A 22,411-nucleotide genomic window follows, 5' to 3' on the forward strand; every position below is an offset into this window, starting at 1 on the left:
GGCATAGCGCGGGGCGGGAGATTTGCATAGTGCATGGGCGCCGCAGCGCCCATGCCCCGACCGCTCAAGGATCAGTGATCTTGCGCCGCACCGGCACCGCGCGGCACGCGCACGCTTTCCACCAGCTCGGAGATTTCCTGCGGGATCGGCTTGGTCATCGCCGAGACCGTGAAGGCCACCGCGAAGTTCACCAGTGCCCCCACCGCGCCGAACGAGGTCGACTTGATGGTGCCAAGCAGCGGATCGGCGTCGGTGTAGCTGTTGGTGTCGGGGATGAAGAACCAGCCCTTGTGCAGGAAGATGTAGATCAGCGTGACCACCAGACCGGTGACCATACCTGCCACGGCGCCCTTGTTGTTCACCTTCGAGAAGATGCCCATCATCAACGCCGGGAAGATCGAGGCTGCGGCAAGGCCGAAGGCCAGCGCCACGGTCTGCGCCGCGAAGCCCGGGGGGTTCATGCCCAGCCAGGTTGCGACGGCGATGGCCACGGCCATGGCGACGCGGGCCGACATCAGTTCACCCTTTTCCGAAATGGCCGGGTTGATCTGACCCTTGATGAGGTCGTGGCTGACCGCCGAGGAAATGGCGAGCAGCAGACCGGCTGCGGTCGAAAGCGCCGCGGCAAGGCCGCCCGCTGCGACAAGGCCGATCACCCAGCCCGGCAGGTTGGCGATCTCGGGGTTGGCGAGCACGAGGATGTCACGGTTGAAGTTGGTCAGCTCGTTGCCGGTCCAGCCTTCTGCCGCGGCGCGCTCTTCCATCGCCGGGTTCTCGTCGTTGTAGTACTGGATGCGACCATCGCCGTTCTTGTCTTCCCAGCCCAGAAGGCCGGTCTGCTGCCATGTCTGCATCCAGTCGTAGGCGGGATCGCTTTCGATGGTTTCCACCGACACCGCCTGACCCGCAGCGCCTTCCGGCCAGAACTGCTGGGTGATGTTGAGGCGTGCCATGGCGCCCACGGCCGGGGCCGTCAGGTAGAGCAGGGCGATGAACACCAGAGCCCAGCCCGCCGACCAGCGTGCGTCCGACACTTTGGGAACGGTGAAGAAGCGCATGATGACGTGGGGCAGGCCGGCGGTGCCGATCATCAGGCTCAGGGTGAAGAGCACCATGTTGAACGTATCGCCATTGTGCGCGGTGTATTCGCCGAAGCCGAGATCGGTGACGATCTGGTCAAGCGTCTGCAGCAGCGGCGTGCCGGTGGCCTGCTCGGTGCCGAAGAGGCCAAGCGCAGGGATCGGGTTGCCGGTCAGTTGCAGCGAGATGAAGATCGCCGGGATCGTATAGGCGAGGATCAGCACGCAGTATTGTGCCACCTGCGTGTAGGTCACGCCCTTCATGCCGCCAAACACCGCGTAAGCGAACACGATGACCGCGCCGATCAGCAGGCCGGTGGTGCTGTCCACCTCGAGGAAGCGGCCAAAGGCCACGCCGACGCCGGTCATCTGGCCGATCACATAGGTGGTCGAGGCGATGATCAGGCAGATCACGGCCACCAGACGCGCGGTGGGCGAGTAGAACCGGTCGCCGATGAACTCGGAGACGGTGAACTTGCCGAACTTGCGCAGATAGGGCGCGAGCAGCAGCGCCAGCAGCACGTAGCCGCCGGTCCAGCCCATCAGGTAGGTCGAGTTGTCATAGCCGGTGAAGGCGATGAGGCCCGCCATCGAGATGAAAGAGGCCGCCGACATCCAGTCCGCCGCCGTCGCCATACCGTTGGTGACCGGGTGCACGCCGCGTCCGGCGGCGTAGAATTCCGATGTAGAGCCCGCGCGGGCCCAGATCGCGATGCCGATGTAGAGCGCGAAGGACGCGCCCACGAACAGCAGGTTGATGGTAAACTGATCCATGGCGCCTTACTCCTCGTCTACGCCGTATTCACGGTCGAGCTTGTTCATCCGCCAGGCGTAGAAGAAAATCAGTGCCAGGAAGACGATGATGCTGCCCTGCTGGGCGAACCAGAACCCGAGGTCCGAGCCGCCGACCGAGATGCCCGAGAGCATCGGGCGCAGCAGGATGCCGAAGCCGAAGCTGCAGACCGCCCAGATGATCAGGCTGATGAAGATGAGACGCAGGTTGGCCGACCAGTAGGCCTTGCCGGCCTCCTCGGCGCCATGCGTATGGTGCGTTGATTGATCCGCCATGGCGGTTCCTCCTCCTGAAAATGCGGCCGCCCCTCCTTTGAGCGGCCTCCGACGGCTCAGCCCGTCGCTTTTTCGACGATCGCGCCGAGCCCGGCGGCGATCTCCTCGATCTTGCCCATTGCGTCGATACGGCTCAGGGCGCCTTTGCCTTCGTAGTAGCCGATCAGCGGGGCGGTCTGGGCGTGATAGGCCTCGAGACGCGAGGCCACCGTTTCCGCCTTGTCATCGGCACGGCGCTTCATCTCTGTCCCGCCGCAGCTGTCGCAGACGCCCGCCTCCTTGGGCGTCTTGAACGTGTCGTGATAGCCCTCGCCGCAGGCGGCGCAGGTGTAGCGGCCCGAGATTCGGTCCACCATGGCAGCATCATCCACTTCAAGGCTGATCGCCGCATTGATCTTTTGCCCGCTCTCGGCCAGCAGCGCGTCCAGCGCCTCGGCCTGCACGGTGGTGCGCGGAAACCCGTCGAGGATCACGCCGCTGGCGCAGTCGGGCGCCTTGATGCGGTCGCGCAGGATGGCGATGACGATCTCATCGCTCACCAGCCCGCCGGCGTCCATCACCGCCTTGGCGGCTTTGCCCGCCTCGGTGCCCTGCGCCACGGCGGCGCGCAGCAGATCGCCGGTCGAGAGCTGAACCAGCCCGTATGTCTCTTCGAGCTTACGGGCCTGGGTGCCTTTCCCGGCCCCCGGAGGGCCGAGAAGAATAAGCACGGGCGCGCGGGTCACGGTGGTTTGTCCGTCCATCTCGCTCACCCTTTGTTGGCGCGGTTTTCGATGAGGTCATCGACGACCGAGGGATCGGCGAGGGTGGAGGTGTCGCCAAGCGCGCCATAGTCGTTCTCGGCGATCTTGCGCAGGATGCGGCGCATGATCTTGCCCGAGCGGGTCTTTGGCAGGCCGGGGGCCCATTGGATGAGGTCGGGGCTGGCGATCGGGCCGATCTCGGTGCGCACCCAGGTGCGGAGCTCCTTCTTGAGCTCCTCGCTGGGCTCGATGCCGTTCATCAGGGTGATGTAGCAATAGATGCCCTGACCCTTCACCGCATGCGGGTAGCCCACCACAGCGGCCTCGGCGACCTTGGCGTGGGCGACAAGCGCGCTTTCCACCTCGGCGGTGCCCATGCGGTGGCCCGAGACGTTGATCACGTCGTCGACCCGGCCGGTGATCCAATAGTCGCCATCCTCATCGGCGCGGCAGCCGTCGCCCGAGAAGTAATAGCCTTTGTACTGCTGGAAATAGGTCTGCTCAAAACGCTCGTGGTCGCCCCAGACGGTGCGCATCTGGCCCGGCCAGCTGTCCTTGATCGCCAGCACGCCCTCGGTCGGGCGCTCGGAGATCTCGACGCCCGAGGTGGGCTCGAGCACCACCGGCTGCACGCCGAAGAAAGGCTTCATCGCCGCGCCCGGCTTGGTGGCATGGGCACCGGGCAGCGGGGTCATCAGGTGGCCGCCGGTTTCGGTCTGCCACCAGGTGTCGACGATCGGGCAGCGGCCCTGACCGACCTTGTCGTTGTACCAGTTCCAGGCCTCGGGGTTGATCGGCTCGCCCACGGTGCCCAGCAGCTTGAGCGAGGATAGATCGCATTTGGTTACGAAATCGTCACCTTGGCCCATGAGCGCGCGGATCGCTGTGGGGGCGGTGTAGAACTGATTTACCTTGTGTTTTTCACAAACCTGCCAGAACCGGCTGGCGTCGGGATAGGTCGGCACGCCCTCGAACATCAGCGTCGTGGCGCCATTGGCCAAGGGCCCGTAAACGATGTAGGAATGCCCGGTCACCCAGCCCACGTCGGCGGTGCACCAATAGACGTCGCCTTCGTGGTAATCGAACACGATCTCATGGGTGAGGGCGGCGTAAACCAAATATCCACCACTTGTGTGCACAACCCCCTTGGGCTTGCCGGTCGAGCCCGAGGTGTAAAGGATGAAAAGGGGATCTTCGGCATTCATCGGCCGCGGCGGACAGTCGGGGCCGGCGGTTTCCATCAGCGCTTTCACGTCCACATCGCGCCCGTCGATCCAGCTGGTCTGGTCGCCGGTGTGCTTGACGACGAGGCAGCGCACCTTGTCCGAGCAGTGCAGGAGGGCTGCGTCGGTGTTGGACTTCAGCGCGGTGCGGCGGCCGCCGCGCGGCGCGGTGTCAGAGGTAATGACGATCTTGGCGCCGCAATCGTTGATGCGGTTGGCCAGCGCGTCGGGCGAGAAGCCGGCGAAGACGATGGAATGGATGGCGCCGATGCGCGCGCAGGCCAGCATGGCATAGGCGGCCTCGGGGATCATCGGCAGGTAGATGACGACGCGGTCGCCGCGCATGACGCCCTGCGAGAGCAGGACGTTGGCCATGCGGTTCACCTTGTCGTAAAGCTCGGCATAGGTGATGTGCTGGGCCGGGTCCGAAGGCTCGTCGGGCTCGAAGATGATGGCGGTCTGCTCGGCGCGCTCGGGCAGGTGGCGGTCGATGCAGTTGTGGGCGACGTTCAGCACGCCGTCCTCGAACCACTTGATGTCGACCTTGCCGAAGTCAAAGCAGGTGTTCTTGATCTTCGTCGGCCGCGCCATCCACTCCAGACGCTGCGCCGCCGCGGCCCAGAACCCATCCGGGTCCGAAACCGATTGCGCGTACATCTCGTCGTATTGCTCGGCGCCGATCAGAGCGTTCTCGGCGAACTCCTCGGACGGGGCATAGGTCCCGGCGGGCGCAGTCTGGGCGTCGTCTTTCATGAGGTCCTCCCTAGGTCCATTCTCTTCCATGTCGCCGTGCGACACTGTCCATCCCTGACAAGGATCATACCCCAGATCGAAAATATTTGAATAAGGCACAGTAAACTAAGATTTTTTTTGTAAATCATTTGCCCTGCAGTGCAGCATTTTGTAAAAATCTTTGCCCGCAGGCCGGAAACATATTGCATTCCAACGAACTGACGCAACGTCGCAAGGGCGCGGTCTTGGCGGCTCAGAGAACAGCAATCCCCAACTGTGGGTGTGACAATCTGATGCAGTGTGCCATGGTATACCATGTTTGCGCCTAAGCTGCGGGCTCACCGCGAAGGCGCATGCTGTCCATGCGACTCGCCCGCTAAGGTGACGTTAGGGCAGGGAGGGTTGCGCCGTGAAGCGCTTTGGCTAAGCATAAGCGCCAAGGCGGCCCGGAGTTCCGCCACAACGGGAGGAAATCATGAAACATCTTACGACCACGCTCAGCGTGGCCGCACTCACCGCGGCATTTGCAACCGAGGCCATGGCGACGGAATGGAACGTCTCGCTCTGGGGCAAGCGCCGCGAGTTCACCGAGCACGTGCATAAGATCGCCGAGCTGGTCGAGGAGAAGACCGGCGGCGAGTTCACCATGAACATCTCTTACGGCGGCCTCAGCAAGAACACCGAGAACCTCGACGGCATCTCGATCGGCGCGTTCGAGATGGCGCAGTTCTGCGCCGGCTATCACCCCGACAAGAACCGCGCGATCACCGTGCTGGAACTGCCGTTCCTCGGGGTCGAGACGCTGGAGCAGGAGCGGGCGGTGAGCCGCGCCGTCTACGCGCATCCGGCGGTCGCCGAAGAGATGGCGCAATGGAACGCCAAGCTGCTGATGACCACGCCGATGCCGCAGTACAACATCGTGGGCACCGGCGATGCGCGCGGCACCCTCGAAAGCTTTGACGGCATGCGCGTGCGCGCCACCGGCGGAATTGGCCGCGCGTTTGAATCCGTCGGCGCCGTGCCCACCTCGGTGACCGCAACCGAGGCCTATCAGGCGATGGAAGCGGGCGTGGTCGATACCGTCAGCTTCGCCCAGCACGCGCATCTCAGCTTTGGCACGATCAACGAGGCCGACTGGTGGACCGCCAACCTCAACCCCGGCACGGTGAACTGCCCGGTGGTGGTGAACATCGACGCCTATGACATGCTGTCGGACGAAGAGCGCGAGGCGCTCGACAGTTCGGTCGAGGAGGCGCTCGACTATTACATCGAGACCTACGGCAAGCTGCTGGCCAAATGGGACGGCGTGCTCGACGAGAAGGGTGTCGAGAAAGTCGTCTACTCCGACGAGGAACTGGCCAAATTCGCCGAAGTTGCCAAGCCCATCCACACCGCATGGATCGAAGAGATGAGCGGGCAGGGCCTGCCGGCGCAGGAGCTTTACGATCTGGTGACCTCGACGCTGGCCGAGGCCAAGGCCGGAAACTGATCGCGGCGAGGACCGCTTTGGGCCGCCCCGCGTGACGGGGCGGCTTTTTTGAACGCAGAGGTCCCAAGGGACCGAGAAAGGGACAGGGGGACAGATGGCCGGAGCATCCGCGGTGCTTTCCGACGACTCGCTGCTGTCGCGCCTCGACCGGGGGCTCGAGCGTCTGGAGCGGGGCTTTGCCTTCGTTTCGGGGCTCGGGGCCTTCGCGCTGATGGTGCTGGCGGTGGTCTCGGTCGTGGGGCGCAACTTCTTCAACACGCCGCTGCGCGGCTATGTCGATTGGATCGAGATGGCGATGCCGCTGATCGCGATCCTCGGCATCTCTTACGTGCAGCGACAGGGCGGGCACATCCGCATGGACATCCTCGTGGGGCAGCTGAAGGGCCGTCCGCTGTGGCTGGCCGAGATGATCACCACGCTGGCGATCCTGCTGCTTATGGTGGCGCTGGTCTGGGGGTCTTGGGCGCATTTCGACCGCAGCTTCGATCTGACCAAGCCGATGTGGTCGCGTGACAGCACCATTGATCTGGGCCTGCCGCTCTGGCCGGCCAAGCTGATCGTGCCGGTGGCGTTTTCGGTCATCTGCCTGCGGCTGGTGCTGCAGCTCTGGGGCTATCTGCGGGCGTTCATTCTTGGGCTCGACAACCCGGTGGCCGTGCCACTGGTGCAGAGCGTCGCCGAACAGGCCGCGGCCGAGGCAGAACATATTCAGGGGCATGACGCATGAGTTCCATCGAGATCGGACTTTGGGTCACCGCTGGCCTCTTTGTGTTGGTGGTGCTGGGCATGCGCGTGGCTTTTGCTGCGGGGCTTGCCGGGCTCGTCGGCCTGTGGTGGGTGTTCTGGTCGAAGAAAGGCTATGACCCCGAACAGATCGGCTGGGCCGTCACCGTTGCCATCAAGACCGCCGGTCAGGTGCCGCACGGCAAGGTCGCCAGTCAGGCGCTCAGCCTCATCCCCACCTTCATCCTCATCGGCTATCTGGCCTATTACGCCGGGCTGACCAAGGCGCTCTTCGAGGCGGCGAAACGCTGGCTGGCGTGGGTGCCCGGAGGACTGGCGGTCTCGACCGTCTTCGCCACCGCAGGTTTTGCCGCCGTTTCGGGCGCGAGCGTGGCAACGGCGGCGGTCTTTGCCCGCATCGCCATCCCCGAGATGCTGAAGATCGGCTACGACAAGCGCTTTGCGGCGGGGGTCGTGGCGGCGGGCGGCACGCTGGCCAGCCTCATCCCGCCCTCGGCGATCCTCGTGATCTACGCGATCATCGTCGAGCAGGACGTGGGCAAGCTCTTGCTGGCGGGCTTCGTGCCAGGGGTTTTCTCGGCGGTGATCTACGCCATGCTGATCATCGGGCTGGCGCTGGCGCTGCCGAACTTCGGCCCGCCGGTGCGCGGGTTCACGTGGCGCCAGCGCTTCGCCTCGCTGCCGCCGGCGCTGCCGATCGTGGCGGTGGTCGTGATCATCATCTTCTTCGTCTACAACCCCTTCGGCGACGCTTGGGGCACGCCGACAGAGGGCGGTGCGGTGGGCGCGTTCATCGTCTTCCTGATGGCCCTGCTGCGCGGCATGCGCTGGCGAGAGCTGAAGGATGCGCTGATCGAGACCGCGAAACTGGCGATCATGATCTTTACCATCATCTGGGGTGTGCTGATCTATGTGCGCTTTCTGGGGTTCGCCGATCTTCCGGGTGCCTTCGCCGACTGGATCACCTCGCTGCACTATCCGCCGCTGATGATCCTTGTGTGCATCCTGCTCGCCTATGCGGTGCTGGGGATGTTCATGGACGCCATCGGTATGCTGCTGCTGACCCTGCCGGTGGTCTACCCGGCGGTGATGGCGCTGAACGGGGGCGAGGGGGTTTCGGCCGCCGAGAGCGCCTTTGGCATGTCGTCTGAGATGTGCGCCATCTGGTTCGGCATTCTCGTGGTGAAGATGGCCGAGTTCTGCCTGATCACCCCGCCCATCGGGCTCAACTGCTTCGTGGTCGCGGGCGTGCGGCCCGAACTGTCGGTGCAGGATGTGTTCCGCGGCGTGACGCCGTTCTTCATCGCGGACGCGGTGACCATCGCGCTGCTGGTGGCCTTCCCGGCGATCGTGCTCTGGCTGCCCAGCTTCGCCTGATCGGCCAAGCTGACCAAAGAACGCTGACCAAAGAGCCGCCCGGCGATTGTACCGGGCGGCTCTCGCGCAACCGTGAGGCCGCGCGGAACCTTTTTCCACATTGCGGGTTCTTGACATGAGACGGAACGGCGAGGCGCAGGGCGCGGGACCGGACCGGACGATCATGTAGCAAGACGGATCACGCGGAGTTTGCTCCGCGGGGCCGGAGCCCTCGGGCACCGGGCCGGCAAGATGTGCCTGCCGTTACGAGAAAAGGAGATCACTTCATGGAATTTGCAGGTATCGGCGGCTTCATCGTTTTGGTTCTGGATATCTGGGCCATCGTCTCGGTGCTCGGCTCCAGCGCCAGCACGGGCGCCAAGGTGCTTTGGACGCTGCTCATCATCATCCTGCCGGTGCTGGGCTTCATCATCTGGCTGATCGCGGGCCCGAAATCGAGCCGCGCCACGGTTTGATCATCGACTGAACTTTAGGAGGATACTTCAATGCTTTACTGGGCACTTCTCTTCTTCGTCGTGGCCATCGTGGCCGCACTTTTCGGCTTTGGCGGCATCGCTTCCGCCTCGGCGGGCATCGCACAGGTGCTGTTCTTCATCTTCCTTGTGCTTTTCGTGGTGACGCTGATCATGCGGTTCGTACGCAAGACCTGATCGCAGATGGGCGGCGCATCCCGCCGCCCACGCTTTTCTCACATCGCATCAGGTCTTTGCCGCAAGGCTTTGCCACAAAAAGAAAACCCCGCCAAACGTGGCGGGGTTTTCAATGATCGCAGGGCCGAAGATCAGGGGCCGGTGGGCGGCGCCGGGACCGAGCTCTGGATCAGGCCTTAAGGGTTTCCGTCGACGAGAAGAACATCGCCTGGCTGACCGCCGAACGAACCTGCTCTTCCGAGTAAGGCTTGGAGATCAGGAAGGCCGGTTCCGGGCGCTCGCCGGTGAGCAGACGCTCGGGGAAGGCGGTGATGAAGATCACCGGGCGATCCCCCAGCGCACCGAGAATGTCGTTCACCGCGTCGATGCCCGATGAATTGTCGGCAAGCTGGATGTCGGCCAGAACCAGATCGGGGGTCTCTTGCTGCGCCAGTTCCACTGCGGCGGCGCGGGTGCGTGCCACGCCGGTGACGCGGTGGCCCAGATCGGCGACGATGCTTTCGAGGTCCATGGCGATGATCGCCTCGTCCTCGATGATCAGCACGCGGCCAGTGACCGCATCCGCCATTTCCTGACGGGCGAGGTTCACCAGTTCGGTCACCTCGGCCTCGGAGATCTGCATGATTTCGCCAACCTCGGGGAGCGTGAACTCTTCGATCGTGTGCAGAAGCAGCGCTTCGCGGCTGTTCGCGGTCAGCTTCGAGAGGCGGGACTGCGCTTTGGCAAGCGGGCCGGTCGCCTCATCGGTGACGGGCGCGCCGGTGCTTGCCCAGATGCCGTGGAACACGTGGAACAGGCCGACCTTCGGCGAGGATGCGGAGGAAATGCCTTCGCGGTCCGCAAGGATCGCTTCCAGGGTCGCCGCTGCATAATTGTCGCCTGTGGTCTGACTGCCGGTCAGCGCGCGCGCGTAACGACGGAGATAGGGAAGGACCGCGCCGATGGTCTGGCCCAAATCGCCCTGTGTCATGAATACGTCCTTTTTTTCGCTTTTCTCGGGAACCAAACGCCGGACCTCGGCATTGGTTCCCTGATACGGCAAAGATAGATGCAGAAATTCCCCTCTGCAAAGGCAAGGATCGAACGGCGGCAATGACACAATCGCGGCGCAATACCAAAGAGGCAGAGGTCATCGACGAAAATCTTCGGCGGGTCTATCAGGACATGCTCGAAGAGAAAGTTCCCGACCGGTTCCTCGACCTGATCGCGCAGCTGCGCGCGCAGGACGATAACGGTGGCACCCAAGGCGGGGACAATGCATGAGTTCCGATCCTCGTGACGAGATCGTCGATCACCTTCCGGCGCTCCGCGCCTTCGCTTTTTCGCTGACCCGCAATTCCGCGCTGGCCGACGACATGGTGCAGGACACGCTGGTCAAGGCGTGGACCAAGATCAACACATTCGAGCAGGGCACCAATATGCGCGCCTGGCTCTTCACCATCCTTCGCAACACCTACTACTCGAACCGCCGCAAGGCCGGACGCGAAGTGTCGGATGCCGAAGGGGTGTTTACCGAAAGCCTTTCGGAAAAGCCGGCGCATGACGGTCGTCTGCAGATGAACGACTTCCGCCGTGCCTTTGCCAAGCTGACCGACGAACAGCGCGAGGCGCTGGTGCTCGTCGGCGCGCAGGGCTTCGCCTATGAAGAGGCCGCCGAAACCTGCGGCGTTGCGGTGGGCACGATCAAAAGCCGGGTGAACCGCGCGCGGGCGCGTCTGGCAGAACTGCTGGAGCTTGACGAGCACGACCGGCTCGAACTGACCGACCAAGCCACCATGGCCGTGGTCTCGGGCGCGCGTCCGAGCGGAGCACTGGGCTAAAGCGCCCTTCAAGGAAAACCACCGGCGCCCGATGATGGCGCCGGTTCAACGACCCGGGATACGGCGCGGCATGGATCGCATCGGACCGGCAGGCGGGCAGAGCGGATAGGGGTGTCATGAAATCACTTGCAGGCGGCGTGTGGCAACGCAGGCCGACAGGTCTTGCCGCTCGGATCATTCTGTTCCTGTCGCTGGCCCTCGTACCCATCGGTGTCGTCGCTTATTTCCAAACCAGCAAGCTGGCCGAAGAGACGCGTCTGCGCTCTCAGCTCAGCCTCGTTGCGCTGACCGAAGCCGCCGCGCTTGGCGAGCGCGAGACGATCCTGCGCGCGCAGGGCGGGGCGCAGGCAATCGGCGCCACCTTGGGCCAGCGGCTCGAGGATACAGACCAATGCTCGGACCGGCTGGCGGCCTATCTCGGTGCCTCGCCGGGCTATTCCTTTGCCGGGATCATGACGCTCGATGGCGATGTCTCGTGCAATTCGCGCGGCGTTCCCATGACCGCGGCGGAGTATCCGCGCCTGCAGCGCATCGTCGACGAGCCGGGTGCCACCGCATGGCTCAACACCCACGCGCCGATCTCGCAGCGCTCGGTGATCGTTGTGGCGCAGCCCTATTTCGTCGGCGGAGAACTGGCCGGTCACGTGCTGCTCTCGGTGCCGTCGGTGCTGCTCCCGCGCGGTCATGGCGAAGGCGGGCCAAGCGACTTCGCCGATCTCATCACCATCAACGATCACGGTGAAATCCTCACCTCTCGCGAAGAGGTGGAGAATGTCGAAAACATGCTCCCGGCGGATTCGGATTTGCAGAGCCTGATCGGTGCCAAATCCCAGAGCTTTGCCGCGCGCAGCGCCGACGGCGAGACCCGCGTCTATGCCGCCGCGCCGCTGGTGCCGGGGATGATCCACGCGATCGGCATCTGGAGCCGCAAGAACGCCGAGGCGCAGGCGATCAGCGTCGATGGGCTGGCGGTCATGGCCGCCGCTCTGCCGTTCCTGATGTGGGCGGCCTCGGTGATCGTCGCCTTCCTTGCCGTCAACCGTCTGGTGATCCGCCACATCAAGCGCCTGTCGCGGCGCATGCGCGCCTTTGCGCTGTCGCGCCGGGTGCCTGCGATCCGTGACGAGGCGATGCCCGCCGAGCTTGCGGATATGGAAGACGATTTCCTCGACATGGCCGATGCGATCCTGCGCGACGAGGCGCAGCAGGAAAACGCGCTGCGCGAAAAAACCATTCTTCTCAAGGAAGTCCACCACCGGGTGAAGAACAACCTGCAGCTCATCTCCTCGATCATGAACATGCAGATCCGCCAGTCGCGCAGCGACGAGACCCGCGCCATCCTGCATCGCCTGCAAGACCGGGTGCGCAGCCTCGCCACCATTCACCGCAATCTCTATCAAACCGAAGACCTTGGTCATGTGAACGCCGGTGCGCTGCTCAAGGATCTGGTCCAGCAGATGGAGCAGATGTCCGAGGTCAGCGGGCGGCGGGTCAATCTGACGGTCTCTGCCGACGATATCGAGGCGGTGCCCGATCAGGCGGTGCCGCTGTCGCTGCTCACCGCCGAGGCGATGACCAATGCGATGAAATACGCCACCCCCGGAGCCGATGGCATCACCCGCGTGTCGATCCGTCTGGCGCGCTTGGCCGCGGGCCGGGCCGAGCTTGAGGTGCTGAACTCCTCGACCCAGAGCACCAAAGCCGAAGCCGAAGAGGCGGTCCCGCAGGGCATGCGCGGCGAGCCCGCCGGGCTGGGCTCGAAACTGATGATGGCCTTTGCGACGCAGCTGGGCGGCACGCTCGAACAGCATCACACAGAGACCGGCGAATACCGTGTCTACATCAGCTTTGCGCTGGTGGATTTCACCCCTGATCCGACCACTCCAACGGGGATGCCCAATGTCCCGGACTACTGATCTGACCGAGCCTTTGCCGCTGCCGCGGCCCGAAACCGCCGCAGGCAAACCGCGCCGCATCGGCGTCGAGATCGAGTTCTCGGGCCTCACCGAGGCGCAGGTGGCGCGCATCCTCGTCAAACAATTGGGCGGCAGCGCCCGCGAGGAAAAGCGCGGCCATTGGGTGGTCGAAGGCGGCGGCATGGGGGACTTCGAGGTCTATCTCGACAGCCAGCCGCTGGAACGGCTCGACCATGACGGTGTCGGCGGGCAGATCCGCGATCTGGCGCGCGCGGTGGTGCCGGTCGAGATCGTCTCGGACCCGCTGGAAGTGCCGCAGCTCGCCGAGTTCGACCGCGCCATTCAGGCGCTGCGCGAGGCCGGGGCCGAGGGCACCGGCACCGGCGTGCTGTCGGCCTTCGGAGTGCATTTCAACCCCGAGGTCGTGTCGACCGACTATGCCGATGTGATGCCGGTGATCACCGCCCACGCGCTGCTCGAAGATTACATCAAGCGCGTCGCGGGCACCGATTTCTCGCGCCGCGTGATGACATGGGTCGCGCCCTATCCGCGGGCGCTGGTCGACCGTCTGGCCGCCGAAAAGCCGCCCGCGACGATGGACGCCCTTATCGACACCTACCTCGGGCTTGCGCCGTCGCGGAACCACTCGCTCGACATGCTGTGCCTCTTTGCCCATCTCGACGAGAAGAAAGTGGCCAAAGCGGTCGATATGGAATTGGTCTCGCCGCGCCCGACCTACCATTGGCGTCTGCCCGACTGCCGCATCGACGAGAAGGGCTGGAGCCTCGCGACGGAATGGAACCGCTGGGTGCTGGTGGAAACCGTCGCGGGCGATGCCGACTTGCTGGAACGGCTCTGCGCCGCATGGCGCGACCACCGCGACGCGCTGACCTCGATCCGCCTCGACTGGTCCTATCGGGTCGAGCGGATGCTGCAAGGGGCAGGGCTGTGCGACCTCTGATCGGGGTCACCGTCTCGCGCAGGTCGGGCTGGCGGGTCTTTCCCTTCATGGCCTTCGCCGTCTGGCTGGCGGGTGGCCGCGCGCTGCGCTGGCAGACCGGGCGGCGCGAGGTCGATCTCGACGGCGTGCATGGCGTGGTCATTGGCGGCGGCGACGACATCGAGCCCACGCTCTACGGCGGCGAGTTGCAGCTTGACGTGCGGCTTGATCCGGAACGCGACGCGCTGGAACAAGGCGTCCTGCGCGGCGCGTTCGAGCGCAACATGCCGATCTTGGGGATTTGCCGCGGGGCGCAGATGCTCAACGTGGTGCTCGGCGGCACGCTGCACGCGGATGCCTATGCGGTGCACCCATCGCGGCGCTACCGCACGGTGCTGCCGCGCAAGAAGGTCGATGTGCTGTCGGAAACGCTGCTGGCCCATACCGCGCGCGCCGAGTGTCTGCGGGTCAATGCGCTGCACTCGCAGGCGGTGGACCGGCTCGGCGACGGGCTGCGCGTCGCGGGGCGCGACGATGGCGGCATGGTGCAGGCAGTCGAGCGGCTGAGCGATCCTTTTGCGCTGGGGGTGCAATGGCACCCTGAATACCTCGTCTACCGCCGCGCGCACCGGCGGCTTTTCCGCGCGCTGGTGGCCGCCGCCCGCGCCCGCCGCGACGCCCAATGCCAGTTGGACGCCGCCGAGGCCGATGCGGCGCTGCCGCAGTTCTTCGACCGCTAGAGCCCGGCGCTCAGCCGCTGATCATATCGGCCACCGGCGGCGCCGTCTCGATCTGCGTCAGCGGCAGGTCCAGCACGATATGGCCGCCGTGATCGGCATCCGCATGGGTGACCATCTCGAAGATCGGCACGACCCGGCGCTCGTGACCAAAGAATTTGCCATTATCCACAACGATATGGCTAAGCCGCCCGGTCTGCGCCTCATAAAGAAGGTCACTGACGCTGCCCGCCTCGCCGTCGCGTCCGAACACCGGCTTGCCGATCCAATCCGCAAGGCTCTCGTAGCGCTCCAGCGCCGCCTCCCAGCGCGGGTCGGTTTCGGCCTCGGGCAGGGCACCGGCGGGCAGCGGCGCATGCGGCGAGCCGAAGGGCCCCACCACCAGCGGCGGCATGGTCGCCATCAGCGCCAGCATATCCTCGCGCCCGCCTGCCATGCGCGGCGCGCGCTGAAGCTCGCCATCGGTGACATGCAGCGGCAGGCTGCGGTCATGTGCTTCGGGCAGCCCCAGCGACGAGGCGGTCACCAGAAGCCGCTCGGCGGCACCGAAACCGGCGGGCGAGACGATGGCCCAGGCCAGCTTGCGTCCGTCGGGATCGAACAGCAGATCCTGCAACACAAAATCGCGCTCGCCCCCCGTGAGGCGCCATGTGAGCAGGTCCGAGAGCGAGATGAGCATGTTTTCGCCTTTCCTTGGGTTCCGAAATCTTAACACGGATATGCGACATTCTGTTCCGGAACCGGCGCTGCGCTGCCGCGTTCTCATGACAAGCGCAAAAGGAGACAGCCATGACCATCGATATCTTTATCGTCGGGTTGGCCGCTCTTATCATTATCGCGGTCCTGATCTTTGCCCTGACGAGTGAAAGCGAACAGGAGCATGACAGGAAGTCGCGCTAGACCCGAGCGACCCGATCCGGCCACAGGCCCGGAAGGACGCAAGACTTCCGTGCGCAGAAGAAGCACGACGAGGAGGGCGGTTCCCGCAAAGGGAGCCGCCTTCCTGCGTTTGCGACCCTTTGCGAAGCATAGTCAGGTCCCTTAGTCGCGGCCTGCACAGCGCCCGCGCACCCGACGTCAGCCCGCTGCCCCCACGGGCGAACAGCTTCCGCAGAGGCCGATTGCGGGTTGCCGCGCTTGACGTCCCTCCGCCCGATGCTGGTATACCATTTCCGAATCCAAGCGCGGCCCGGGAGGGGCTGCGCAAACACAGAGGATATTTCGATGCTCGACAAATCCGTGTTCACCCCCCATGGCAAACACCTTATCGCCGGCGCGTGGGTGGCAGGCGAGACCACCTTCGCCTCCGAACCCGCGCATGGCCCCAGCCATGAGTATTCGGTCGGCACGCCCGAGCTGGTCGATCAGGCCTGCAAGGCGGCCGAGGAAGCCTTCTGGACCTATGGCTACACCACCCGCGCGGCCCGCGCCGAGTTTCTGAACGCCATCGCCGATGAGATCGAGGCGCGCGGCGAAGCGATCACCGAGATCGGCACGCAGGAAACCGGCCTGCCCGAAGGCCGCCTGCAGGGCGAGCGCGGCCGCACCACCGGCCAGCTGCGCCTGTTCGCAGAGCACATCCTGAAGGGCGATTATCTCGACATCCGCCACGACAAGGCTCTGCCCGACCGCCAGCCGCTGCCGCGCCCCGACATCAAGCTGGTGCAGCGCCCGATCGGCCCGGTTGCCGTCTTTGGTGCCTCGAACTTCCCGCTGGCGTTCTCCACCGCGGGCGGTGACACCGCTGCCGCGCTGGCTGCAGGCTGCCCTGTGGTCGTCAAGGGCCACGGCGCGCACCCCGGTACCGGCGAGATCGTCGCCGAGGCGATCCTCGCCGCGATCGAGAAGACCGGCATGCCCAAGGGCGTCTTCAGCCTCGTGCAGGGCGGCAAGCGCGACGTCGGTCAGGCGCTGGTGCAGCACCCGCTGATCAACGCGGTGGGTTTCACCGGCTCGCTTGGCGGTGGCCGTGCCCTCTTTGATCTCTGCGCGCAGCGCGACGTGCCGATCCCCTTCTTCGGCGAGCTCGGCTCGGTGAACCCGATGTTCCTGCTCCCCGAGGCGATGAAAGCGCGCGGCGCTGACATCGGCACCGGCTGGGCGGGCTCGCTCACCATGGGCGCGGGGCAGTTCTGCACCAACCCCGGCATTGCCGTGGTCGAGACCGGCCCCGAGGGCGACGCTTTCGTGGCCGCGGCTGCCGAGGCGCTGAAGGGCGTCACCACCCAGTGCATGCTCACCGATGGCATTGCGCAGGCCTATAAGGACGGCAAATCGCGGTTCGATGGCCGCAACGCCGTGAAGCCGGTGCTGGTCACCGACAGCGAAGGCCGCAACGCGCTGCCCAACCTCTTCGAGACCGATGCCGCCAACTACCTGCAGGACCATGCGCTTGGCGAAGAGGTCTTCGGCCCGCTCGGTCTGGTGGTGCGTGTTTCGGGTCCGGACGAAATGGACGAGCTGGCGCGCGGCTTCGAAGGCCAGCTCACCGCGACGCTCCATATGGACGAGGGCGACACCGCGCTGGCGCAGCGGCTGATGCCGGTGCTCGAGCGCAAGGCGGGCCGGGTGCTGGTCAACGGCTTCCCGACCGGCGTCGAGGTTTGCGACGCGATGGTCCACGGCGGGCCTTACCCGGCCTCGACCAACTTCGGCGCAACCTCGGTGGGCACCATGTCGATCCGCCGCTTCCTGCGCCCGGTCAGCTATCAGAACCTGCCCGATGCGCTGCTGCCGGTCGATCTGAAGTAATCCGCGCTCATGCGGCCCGCGCCCGCGCTGCCCCGAACGGGTGGCGCGGGCGTCTGCTTTTGGGATTTGCGTATTTTTAAAGAGAAGAAGCAGGGACGCGCGCTCCTTCGTCTTCCTCTTGGCAGAAATATCCCGGGGGAGGCCGCGCAGCGGCCGGGGGCGGAGCCCCCAAGCAACCCTGCGCGAAGGCGCCAAGCGGCGGCCGCGTTCGAGATCCCTTTCTCCCGCCCGCGCTTTGCGCTAAAGGCGGGGTTTGAATCCGCAAGAGGTGCGTGCCATGACATTCTCCCTCGCCATCGTCGGCCGCCCCAACGTTGGCAAATCCACTCTGTTCAACCGGCTTGTCGGCAAGCGGCTGGCGCTGGTCGACGACCAGCCCGGTGTCACCCGCGACCTGCGTGAGGGCGAGGGCAAGCTGGGCGATCTGCGCTTTACCGTGATCGACACCGCCGGCCTGGAAGAAGCCACCGACGAGAGCCTTCAGGGCCGCATGCGCCGCTTGACCGAGCGCGCCGTGGATATGGCCGATGTGTGCCTCTTCATGATCGACGCCCGCGTCGGCGTGACGCCCACCGATGAGGTGTTCGCCGAGATCCTGCGCAAGCGTTCGGCGCATGTGATCCTTGCCGCCAACAAGGGCGAGGGCTCTGCCGCCGATGCCGGTGTGCTGGAGGCCTATAGCCTCGGCCTTGGCGAGCCGATCCGGCTTTCCGCCGAGCACGGCGAGGGCCTGCCCGATCTCTACAGCGCGCTGCAGCCGCTCGCCGACGGCTTCGCCGAGCGCGCCGCCGAGGAAGCGCCGGAGGTCGAGCTTGACGTCGAGGATGACGAAATCGACGAGGAGACCGGCGAGGCCACGCTGCCGATGCCGACCGCGACCAAGCCGCTGCAGATCGCCGTGGTGGGCCGACCCAATGCCGGCAAGTCGACGCTGATCAACAAAATCCTCGGCGAGGACCGGCTGCTCACCGGCCCCGAGGCGGGGATCACCCGCGACGCCATCTCGGTCCGCATGGACTGGGAAGGCGTGCCCATGCGCATCTTTGACACCGCCGGCATGCGCAAACGCGCCAAGGTGCAGGAAAAGCTCGAGAAACTCTCGGTTTCCGACGGTCTGCGCGCGGTGAAATTCGCCGAGGTGGTGGTGGTTCTGCTTGATGCGGCCATCCCCTTCGAGCAGCAGGACCTGCGCATCGCCGACCTTGCCGAGCGTGAGGGCCGCGCCGTGGTCATCGCGGTCAACAAATGGGACGTCGAGGAGCACAAGCAGGAGAAGCTGCGCGACCTCAAGGAAGCCTTCAACCGGCTTCTGCCGCAGCTGCGCGGCGCGCCGCTGGTCACCGTTTCGGCCAAGACCGGGCGCGGCCTCGATCGTCTGAACGCGGCGATCATGAAGGCCTGGACCACCTGGAACCGCCGCGTGTCGACCGGCCAGCTCAACCGCTGGCTCGAAGGCATGGTCTCGAGCCACCCGCCGCCCGCGCCGCAGGGCCGCCGCATCAAGCTGCGCTATATGACGCAGGCCAAGACCCGCCCGCCGGGGTTCGTGGTGATGTGCTCGCGTCCGCAGGATATGCCCGACAGCTACACCCGCTATCTGGTGAACGGGCTGCGCGAGGCCTTTGACATGCCCGGCACGCCGATCCGCCTGACGCTGCGCGGGCAGGGCGACAAGAACCCCTGGAAGGGCAAGCGCGAGAAGAACGCCGGTGCGCTCAAGAAGCACCTCGGCAAGCTGCCCAAACAGAAGGGCTAAGGGCCTCACCCTTGGGACATGGAAAAGCGCCGGAGCGGAGGCTCCGGCGCTTTTTGTTTCGCGGTTTTGTTTCGCGCTGGCGAAGGGGTCAGCCTTTGGTGATGGCCAGCAACCCGCCGCCGAGCAGCGATTGCACCAGCAGGGCCAGCGCCCAGAACGCCGGATATTCCCAGCCGCCGCCTTCATTGGTGAACCAAAAACCGTTCGGACCGTGGGCGAGGATGGCGGCGCCAAGCAGCACCGGGATCAGCAGCAGCGCCACGAGGCTGGTCTGGAACCCGAGGATGAGCGCAAAACCGCCCAAGACCTCGACGGCGATCGTGACATAGGCCATGACCCCGGGCACGCCGAGCGAGGCGAAGTATTGCGCCGCGCCGGTGGGGGTGAAGACGAAGACCTTCAGCCAAGCGTGGGCGAGGAAGAGCGCGCCAAGTGCGACGCGCAGCAGCAGGGCGGCGGTGAGGATCGAGTTGGTGGAACCGAAACCAAGCGATTGCAGGATGTTAGTCATTGTATCTCTCCAAGATCGGGGCCGCGTTTGGCGGCGTATCATGTGATGAGGCAGAGATAGAGGCTCTCGACTGCCGCGATAATGTGGTAAGTTGTTGGAATATTATCCCCGTTTTATTCTCAATACAGGGCGATTTCTGGGGGTTTTATGCATGCCAGACCTTGATGCCGGGCGGGAACTGCCGCGCAGTCGCGGGCCGCTCGCGACAACCCATCCGGGCTTTGAGCGTGTCGGAAAGGCCCTTTAGCGTGTGCAGTTAGGCGGTTTTGAGCGCCTTCGCACTCGCAGCATAAGTGTGCGCTTGGCGCTCTTACGCAACAGAAGGTTGCAAGATTAAAGGGCTCTGGTTAACCTTCGAGTCACATTGATCTGGAGTTTTTGGAATGAAATTGACTCATCTTTCCGCAATCGCGGCTGTTCTTGTGATGGCGTCTGGCGCAGCCATGGCAAATACCAAGCAGGTGAAATGTGACGGTTTCGTCATCGCCATCGCTGACGAAATCGCTATGGCAGCAGAAGAAAACGCAGGGTCCATGACCGAGGCAGAAGCCGGTATCTGCGAAGCTGCCACCCAGATCTCGGTCTCGGGTGACGACCCGGAGGTGCATGAAATCGTAATCCTGCCTTACGAGATCAGAACCACCGTCGTTATTATCCCGGTCGACTGACAGGCCCAAACTCGGCTCGAATGAGCCGAGCGCGGGCAAGGGAGGGGGCTATTCGGCGGGTCCGCCAGAGCGCAGGACACCCCGACAGCATCCAGATAAAAAACACCCTCACGGGATATCCTGTGAGGGTGATTTCATGTCGGCGACGGGCTGGTGCCCCGCTTATTCGGTGTCGGTCCCGCGCAGCGCGAGGATCGCCACGATACCGGCGGCGGCCAGTCCGGCAACGGCGATGTTGAACGGGCTGGCATTGGCGACGATCACCGCCACCAGCGCCCAGATCACCGTGATGCCGTAGAGCGGCGCGCGGTGCAGCCGGTATTGGATGGTCACCGAGAGCGCCAGCGCCAGCGCCAGTGCCAGCAGCGCCGCAGGGGTCTGCGGCAGCAGCCCATAGCCCGACAGCAGCAGTCCGACCGAGACGCAGGAGGCCGCCGAGAGCCAGCCTGCATAGATCGCAATGGGCGCGATCTGCCACCAGCGGTCCATGTCACCGGCGCGGAACAGCGCCAGCAACGCGGTCACCAGCATCACCCAGATCATCGCGGTGGCGGCGATCGGCGAGACCTGCGCCACCGGCAGCCAGAAGATGCCCACTGCGAGGCTGACCAGCAGCGGGTCGCGGTGATCCATCCAGTCGAAATCATCCGAGCGGCGGAAGAGGCCAAAGCCGGTGCCCGCGATCAGCCACAGATAGATCAGCCCCCAGATCGCGAAGGCATAGCCCGCCGGTTGCACCGGCGGGTCGATCTGCGGCACGGGAAAGGCGTCCGGCGCGAACCCGTTGAACCCGGGAAACACCAGCGGCGAGGCCGCGAAGGCGACCGCCGCGAGGAACAGCAGAAGCGGCCGGACCCAGATCATCTCAGACCAACGTGCCGTCAGCGGCGATGCGGGTCTTGCCGCGCAGCCACGGGTGCAGCGCCTCGGGCAGGTCTACCGAGCCGTCCTCTTGCTGGCCGTTCTCCAGCACCGCGATCAGGCAGCGCCCGACGGCGAGGCCCGAGCCGTTCAGCGTATGCAGGAACTCGGGCTTGCCGCCATCTGCGGGCTTGAAGCGCGCGTTCATCCGGCGGGCCTGGAAATCGCCGCAGGTCGAGACCGAGCTGATCTCGCGGTATTGGTTCTGACCGGGCAGCCAGACCTCGATGTCATGCGTGCGGCGCGCGCCAAAGCCGATGTCGCCGGTGCACAGAACCACGGTGCGATAGGGCAGGCCGAGCCTTTCAAGGATGCCCTCGGCGCATTTGGTCATGCGGTCGTGCTCTTCGCGGCTGTTGTCCGGGTGCGTCACCGAGACCATCTCGACCTTCTCGAACTGGTGCTGGCGCAGCATGCCCGCGGTGTCGCGGCCCGCCGAGCCCGCCTCGGAGCGGAAGCATTGGGTGTGCGCCACATAGCGGCGCGGCAGATAGCCTTCGTCCACCGTCAGCCCGTTGACGATATTGGTCAGCGTCACCTCGGCGGTGGGCACCAGCCACCAGCCCTCGCGGGTCTGATAGCTGTCCTCGCCGAACTTCGGCAGCTGGCCGGTGCCATACATCATCTCATCGCGCACCAGCACCGGGGTCCAGGTCTCGGCGAGCCCGTTCTCCTCGATGTGGGTGTCGAGCATGAACTGCGCCAGCGCCCGGTGCACGCGCGCCACGGCGCCCGAAAGCACCACAAAGCGCGAGCCGCTGAGTTTGGCCGCGGTCTCGAAGTCCATACCGGGGATCACGGCGGGCAGGTCGAAATGCTCCTTGGCTTCGAAGCCAAGCGCCCTCGGCTCACCCCAGCGGCGGATCTCGACGTTGTCGTCTTCGTCGGCACCATCGGGCGTGTCATCATAGGGCAGGTTGGGGATGCTCATCAGCATGTCGGTCAGCTGCGCGTCGAGATCCTTGGCCTTGGCCTGCATCTCTGCGACCTCGGCCTTCTTCTCTGCGACCAGCGCGCGCAGGCGCTCGAACTCGGCCTCATCGCCGCTGGCCTTGGCCTTGCCCACGTCCTTGGAGGCGGCCTTCTGCGCGGCCTGCGCGGTTTCGGCGGCGTGGATCGCGGCGCGGCGCTCTTCGTCCAGCGCCAGCACGGGGGCCGAGGCATTCTCCACACCCCGGCGCGAGAGCGCCGCATCAAAGGCGGCGGGGTTTTCGCGAATGGCGCGGATGTCATGCATCGGTCTAATCCTCTTTGTCTGCGACTCGCGCGGGTTATGCCCTGAATCG

22 protein-coding genes are annotated in these 22,411 nt (G+C 65.1%); 13 read left to right on the plus strand and 9 right to left on the minus strand.

Going from position 1 to position 22,411, the window contains the following annotated elements; translation table 11 throughout:
* Positions 1-71 precede the first annotated feature (71 nt).
* The 4 genes from ACXAD2_RS16390 to acs are packed head-to-tail and all read right to left on the minus strand — an operon-like array spanning position 72 to position 4,866.
* Positions 72-1,853 (minus strand): sodium:solute symporter family protein, encoded by a 1,782-nt coding sequence (locus tag ACXAD2_RS16390; RefSeq protein ID WP_475171966.1) that lies wholly within the window; start codon positions 1,851-1,853, stop codon positions 72-74.
* Between the two features lie 6 nt (positions 1,854-1,859).
* On the minus strand, positions 1,860-2,147 hold the full coding sequence (locus ACXAD2_RS16395; RefSeq protein ID WP_066105923.1) for a DUF4212 domain-containing protein: 288 nt from the start codon (positions 2,145-2,147) through the stop codon (positions 1,860-1,862).
* Between the two features lie 56 nt (positions 2,148-2,203).
* Complete coding sequence (locus ACXAD2_RS16400; protein WP_475171969.1) at positions 2,204-2,890, minus strand: adenylate kinase; 687 nt, start codon at positions 2,888-2,890, stop codon at positions 2,204-2,206.
* Positions 2,891-2,895: 5 nt separating this feature from the next.
* Positions 2,896-4,866: an acetate--CoA ligase gene (gene acs / locus ACXAD2_RS16405; protein ID WP_475171971.1), complete on the minus strand. Its 1,971-nt coding sequence runs from the start codon at positions 4,864-4,866 to the stop codon at positions 2,896-2,898.
* A 454-nt stretch (positions 4,867-5,320) separates the two neighbouring features.
* Here acs and ACXAD2_RS16410 point away from each other — a divergent pair, with 454 nt between their 5' ends.
* The 5 genes from ACXAD2_RS16410 (at position 5,321) to ACXAD2_RS16430 (ending at position 9,105) form a co-directional block, all read left to right on the plus strand.
* Positions 5,321-6,334 carry a C4-dicarboxylate TRAP transporter substrate-binding protein gene (locus tag ACXAD2_RS16410; protein WP_475171972.1) on the plus strand — a complete coding sequence of 338 codons (1,014 nt, stop codon included), beginning with the start codon at positions 5,321-5,323 and terminating at the stop codon, positions 6,332-6,334.
* Positions 6,335-6,428: 94 nt separating this feature from the next.
* On the plus strand, positions 6,429-7,061 hold the full coding sequence (locus tag ACXAD2_RS16415; RefSeq protein ID WP_475171974.1) for a TRAP transporter small permease subunit: 633 nt from the start codon (positions 6,429-6,431) through the stop codon (positions 7,059-7,061).
* A complete protein-coding gene (locus tag ACXAD2_RS16420; protein ID WP_475171976.1) occupies positions 7,058-8,455 on the plus strand; it encodes a TRAP transporter large permease in 1,398 nt (465 codons plus the stop codon). The genes ACXAD2_RS16415 and ACXAD2_RS16420 overlap by 4 nt, the downstream gene beginning before the upstream one ends.
* Positions 8,456-8,721: 266 nt before the next feature.
* The gene (locus ACXAD2_RS16425) at positions 8,722-8,910 is read left to right on the plus strand and encodes a PLDc N-terminal domain-containing protein (RefSeq protein WP_066105939.1); all 189 of its coding nucleotides are present in this window, start codon (positions 8,722-8,724) and stop codon (positions 8,908-8,910) included.
* 30 nt (positions 8,911-8,940) lie between these two features.
* Positions 8,941-9,105: a DUF1328 domain-containing protein gene (locus ACXAD2_RS16430; RefSeq protein WP_083191243.1), complete on the plus strand. Its 165-nt coding sequence runs from the start codon at positions 8,941-8,943 to the stop codon at positions 9,103-9,105.
* A gap of 169 nt (positions 9,106-9,274) precedes the next feature.
* On the opposite strand, the gene ACXAD2_RS16435 is transcribed toward ACXAD2_RS16430, so the two are convergent.
* Entirely contained in the window at positions 9,275-10,075 is an 801-nt protein-coding gene (locus ACXAD2_RS16435; protein WP_066105941.1) for a response regulator, read from the minus strand.
* A 122-nt stretch (positions 10,076-10,197) separates the two neighbouring features.
* Between ACXAD2_RS16435 and ACXAD2_RS16440 the strand changes: the two genes are divergently transcribed.
* The 5 genes from ACXAD2_RS16440 to ACXAD2_RS16460 all read left to right on the plus strand — a co-directional run bounded on the left by ACXAD2_RS16440 (position 10,198) and on the right by ACXAD2_RS16460 (position 14,521).
* Positions 10,198-10,368, plus strand: a complete 171-nt coding sequence (locus ACXAD2_RS16440; protein ID WP_164184169.1) for a NepR family anti-sigma factor — start codon at positions 10,198-10,200, stop codon at positions 10,366-10,368.
* Complete coding sequence (locus ACXAD2_RS16445) at positions 10,365-10,925, plus strand: RNA polymerase sigma factor (RefSeq protein ID WP_475171979.1); 561 nt, start codon at positions 10,365-10,367, stop codon at positions 10,923-10,925. The genes ACXAD2_RS16440 and ACXAD2_RS16445 overlap by 4 nt, the downstream gene beginning before the upstream one ends.
* Positions 10,926-11,041: 116 nt before the next feature.
* A complete protein-coding gene (locus ACXAD2_RS16450; RefSeq protein WP_475171981.1) occupies positions 11,042-12,841 on the plus strand; it encodes a sensor histidine kinase in 1,800 nt (599 codons plus the stop codon).
* Positions 12,825-13,802: an amidoligase family protein gene (locus ACXAD2_RS16455; protein ID WP_475171983.1), complete on the plus strand. Its 978-nt coding sequence runs from the start codon at positions 12,825-12,827 to the stop codon at positions 13,800-13,802. Before ACXAD2_RS16450 ends, ACXAD2_RS16455 begins: the two co-directional genes overlap by 17 nt.
* Entirely contained in the window at positions 13,790-14,521 is a 732-nt protein-coding gene (locus ACXAD2_RS16460; protein WP_475171986.1) for a gamma-glutamyl-gamma-aminobutyrate hydrolase family protein, read from the plus strand. The genes ACXAD2_RS16455 and ACXAD2_RS16460 overlap by 13 nt, the downstream gene beginning before the upstream one ends.
* A gap of 10 nt (positions 14,522-14,531) precedes the next feature.
* Here ACXAD2_RS16460 and ACXAD2_RS16465 read toward each other — a convergent pair whose 3' ends face one another.
* Positions 14,532-15,197: a PRC-barrel domain-containing protein gene (locus ACXAD2_RS16465; RefSeq protein WP_475171987.1), complete on the minus strand. Its 666-nt coding sequence runs from the start codon at positions 15,195-15,197 to the stop codon at positions 14,532-14,534.
* A 545-nt stretch (positions 15,198-15,742) separates the two neighbouring features.
* Here ACXAD2_RS16465 and ACXAD2_RS16470 point away from each other — a divergent pair.
* Both ACXAD2_RS16470 and der read left to right on the plus strand, forming a co-directional pair.
* Positions 15,743-17,269: an aldehyde dehydrogenase (NADP(+)) gene (locus ACXAD2_RS16470; RefSeq protein ID WP_475171990.1), complete on the plus strand. Its 1,527-nt coding sequence runs from the start codon at positions 15,743-15,745 to the stop codon at positions 17,267-17,269.
* A 277-nt stretch (positions 17,270-17,546) separates the two neighbouring features.
* A complete protein-coding gene (gene der / locus ACXAD2_RS16475) occupies positions 17,547-19,025 on the plus strand; it encodes a ribosome biogenesis GTPase Der (RefSeq protein WP_475171991.1) in 1,479 nt (492 codons plus the stop codon).
* 88 nt (positions 19,026-19,113) lie between these two features.
* Here the strand turns inward: der and ACXAD2_RS16480 are convergent, their stop codons facing one another.
* Positions 19,114-19,536, minus strand: coding sequence for a DoxX family protein (locus ACXAD2_RS16480; RefSeq protein WP_475171994.1), 423 nt, complete (start codon positions 19,534-19,536; stop codon positions 19,114-19,116).
* 383 nt (positions 19,537-19,919) lie between these two features.
* On the opposite strand from ACXAD2_RS16480, the gene ACXAD2_RS16485 reads away from it, so the two are divergent.
* Positions 19,920-20,204 (plus strand): hypothetical protein, encoded by a 285-nt coding sequence (locus ACXAD2_RS16485; RefSeq protein WP_475171996.1) that lies wholly within the window; start codon positions 19,920-19,922, stop codon positions 20,202-20,204.
* A 162-nt stretch (positions 20,205-20,366) separates the two neighbouring features.
* Here ACXAD2_RS16485 and ACXAD2_RS16490 read toward each other — a convergent pair whose 3' ends face one another.
* Positions 20,367-21,068 (minus strand): hypothetical protein, encoded by a 702-nt coding sequence (locus ACXAD2_RS16490; RefSeq protein ID WP_475171997.1) that lies wholly within the window; start codon positions 21,066-21,068, stop codon positions 20,367-20,369.
* A gap of 1 nt (position 21,069) precedes the next feature.
* A complete protein-coding gene (serS, locus tag ACXAD2_RS16495; protein ID WP_475171998.1) occupies positions 21,070-22,362 on the minus strand; it encodes a serine--tRNA ligase in 1,293 nt (430 codons plus the stop codon).
* Between the last annotated feature and the right edge of the window lie 49 nt (positions 22,363-22,411).

It is taken from the genome of Salipiger sp. ABN3_019, from assembly GCF_056158605.1.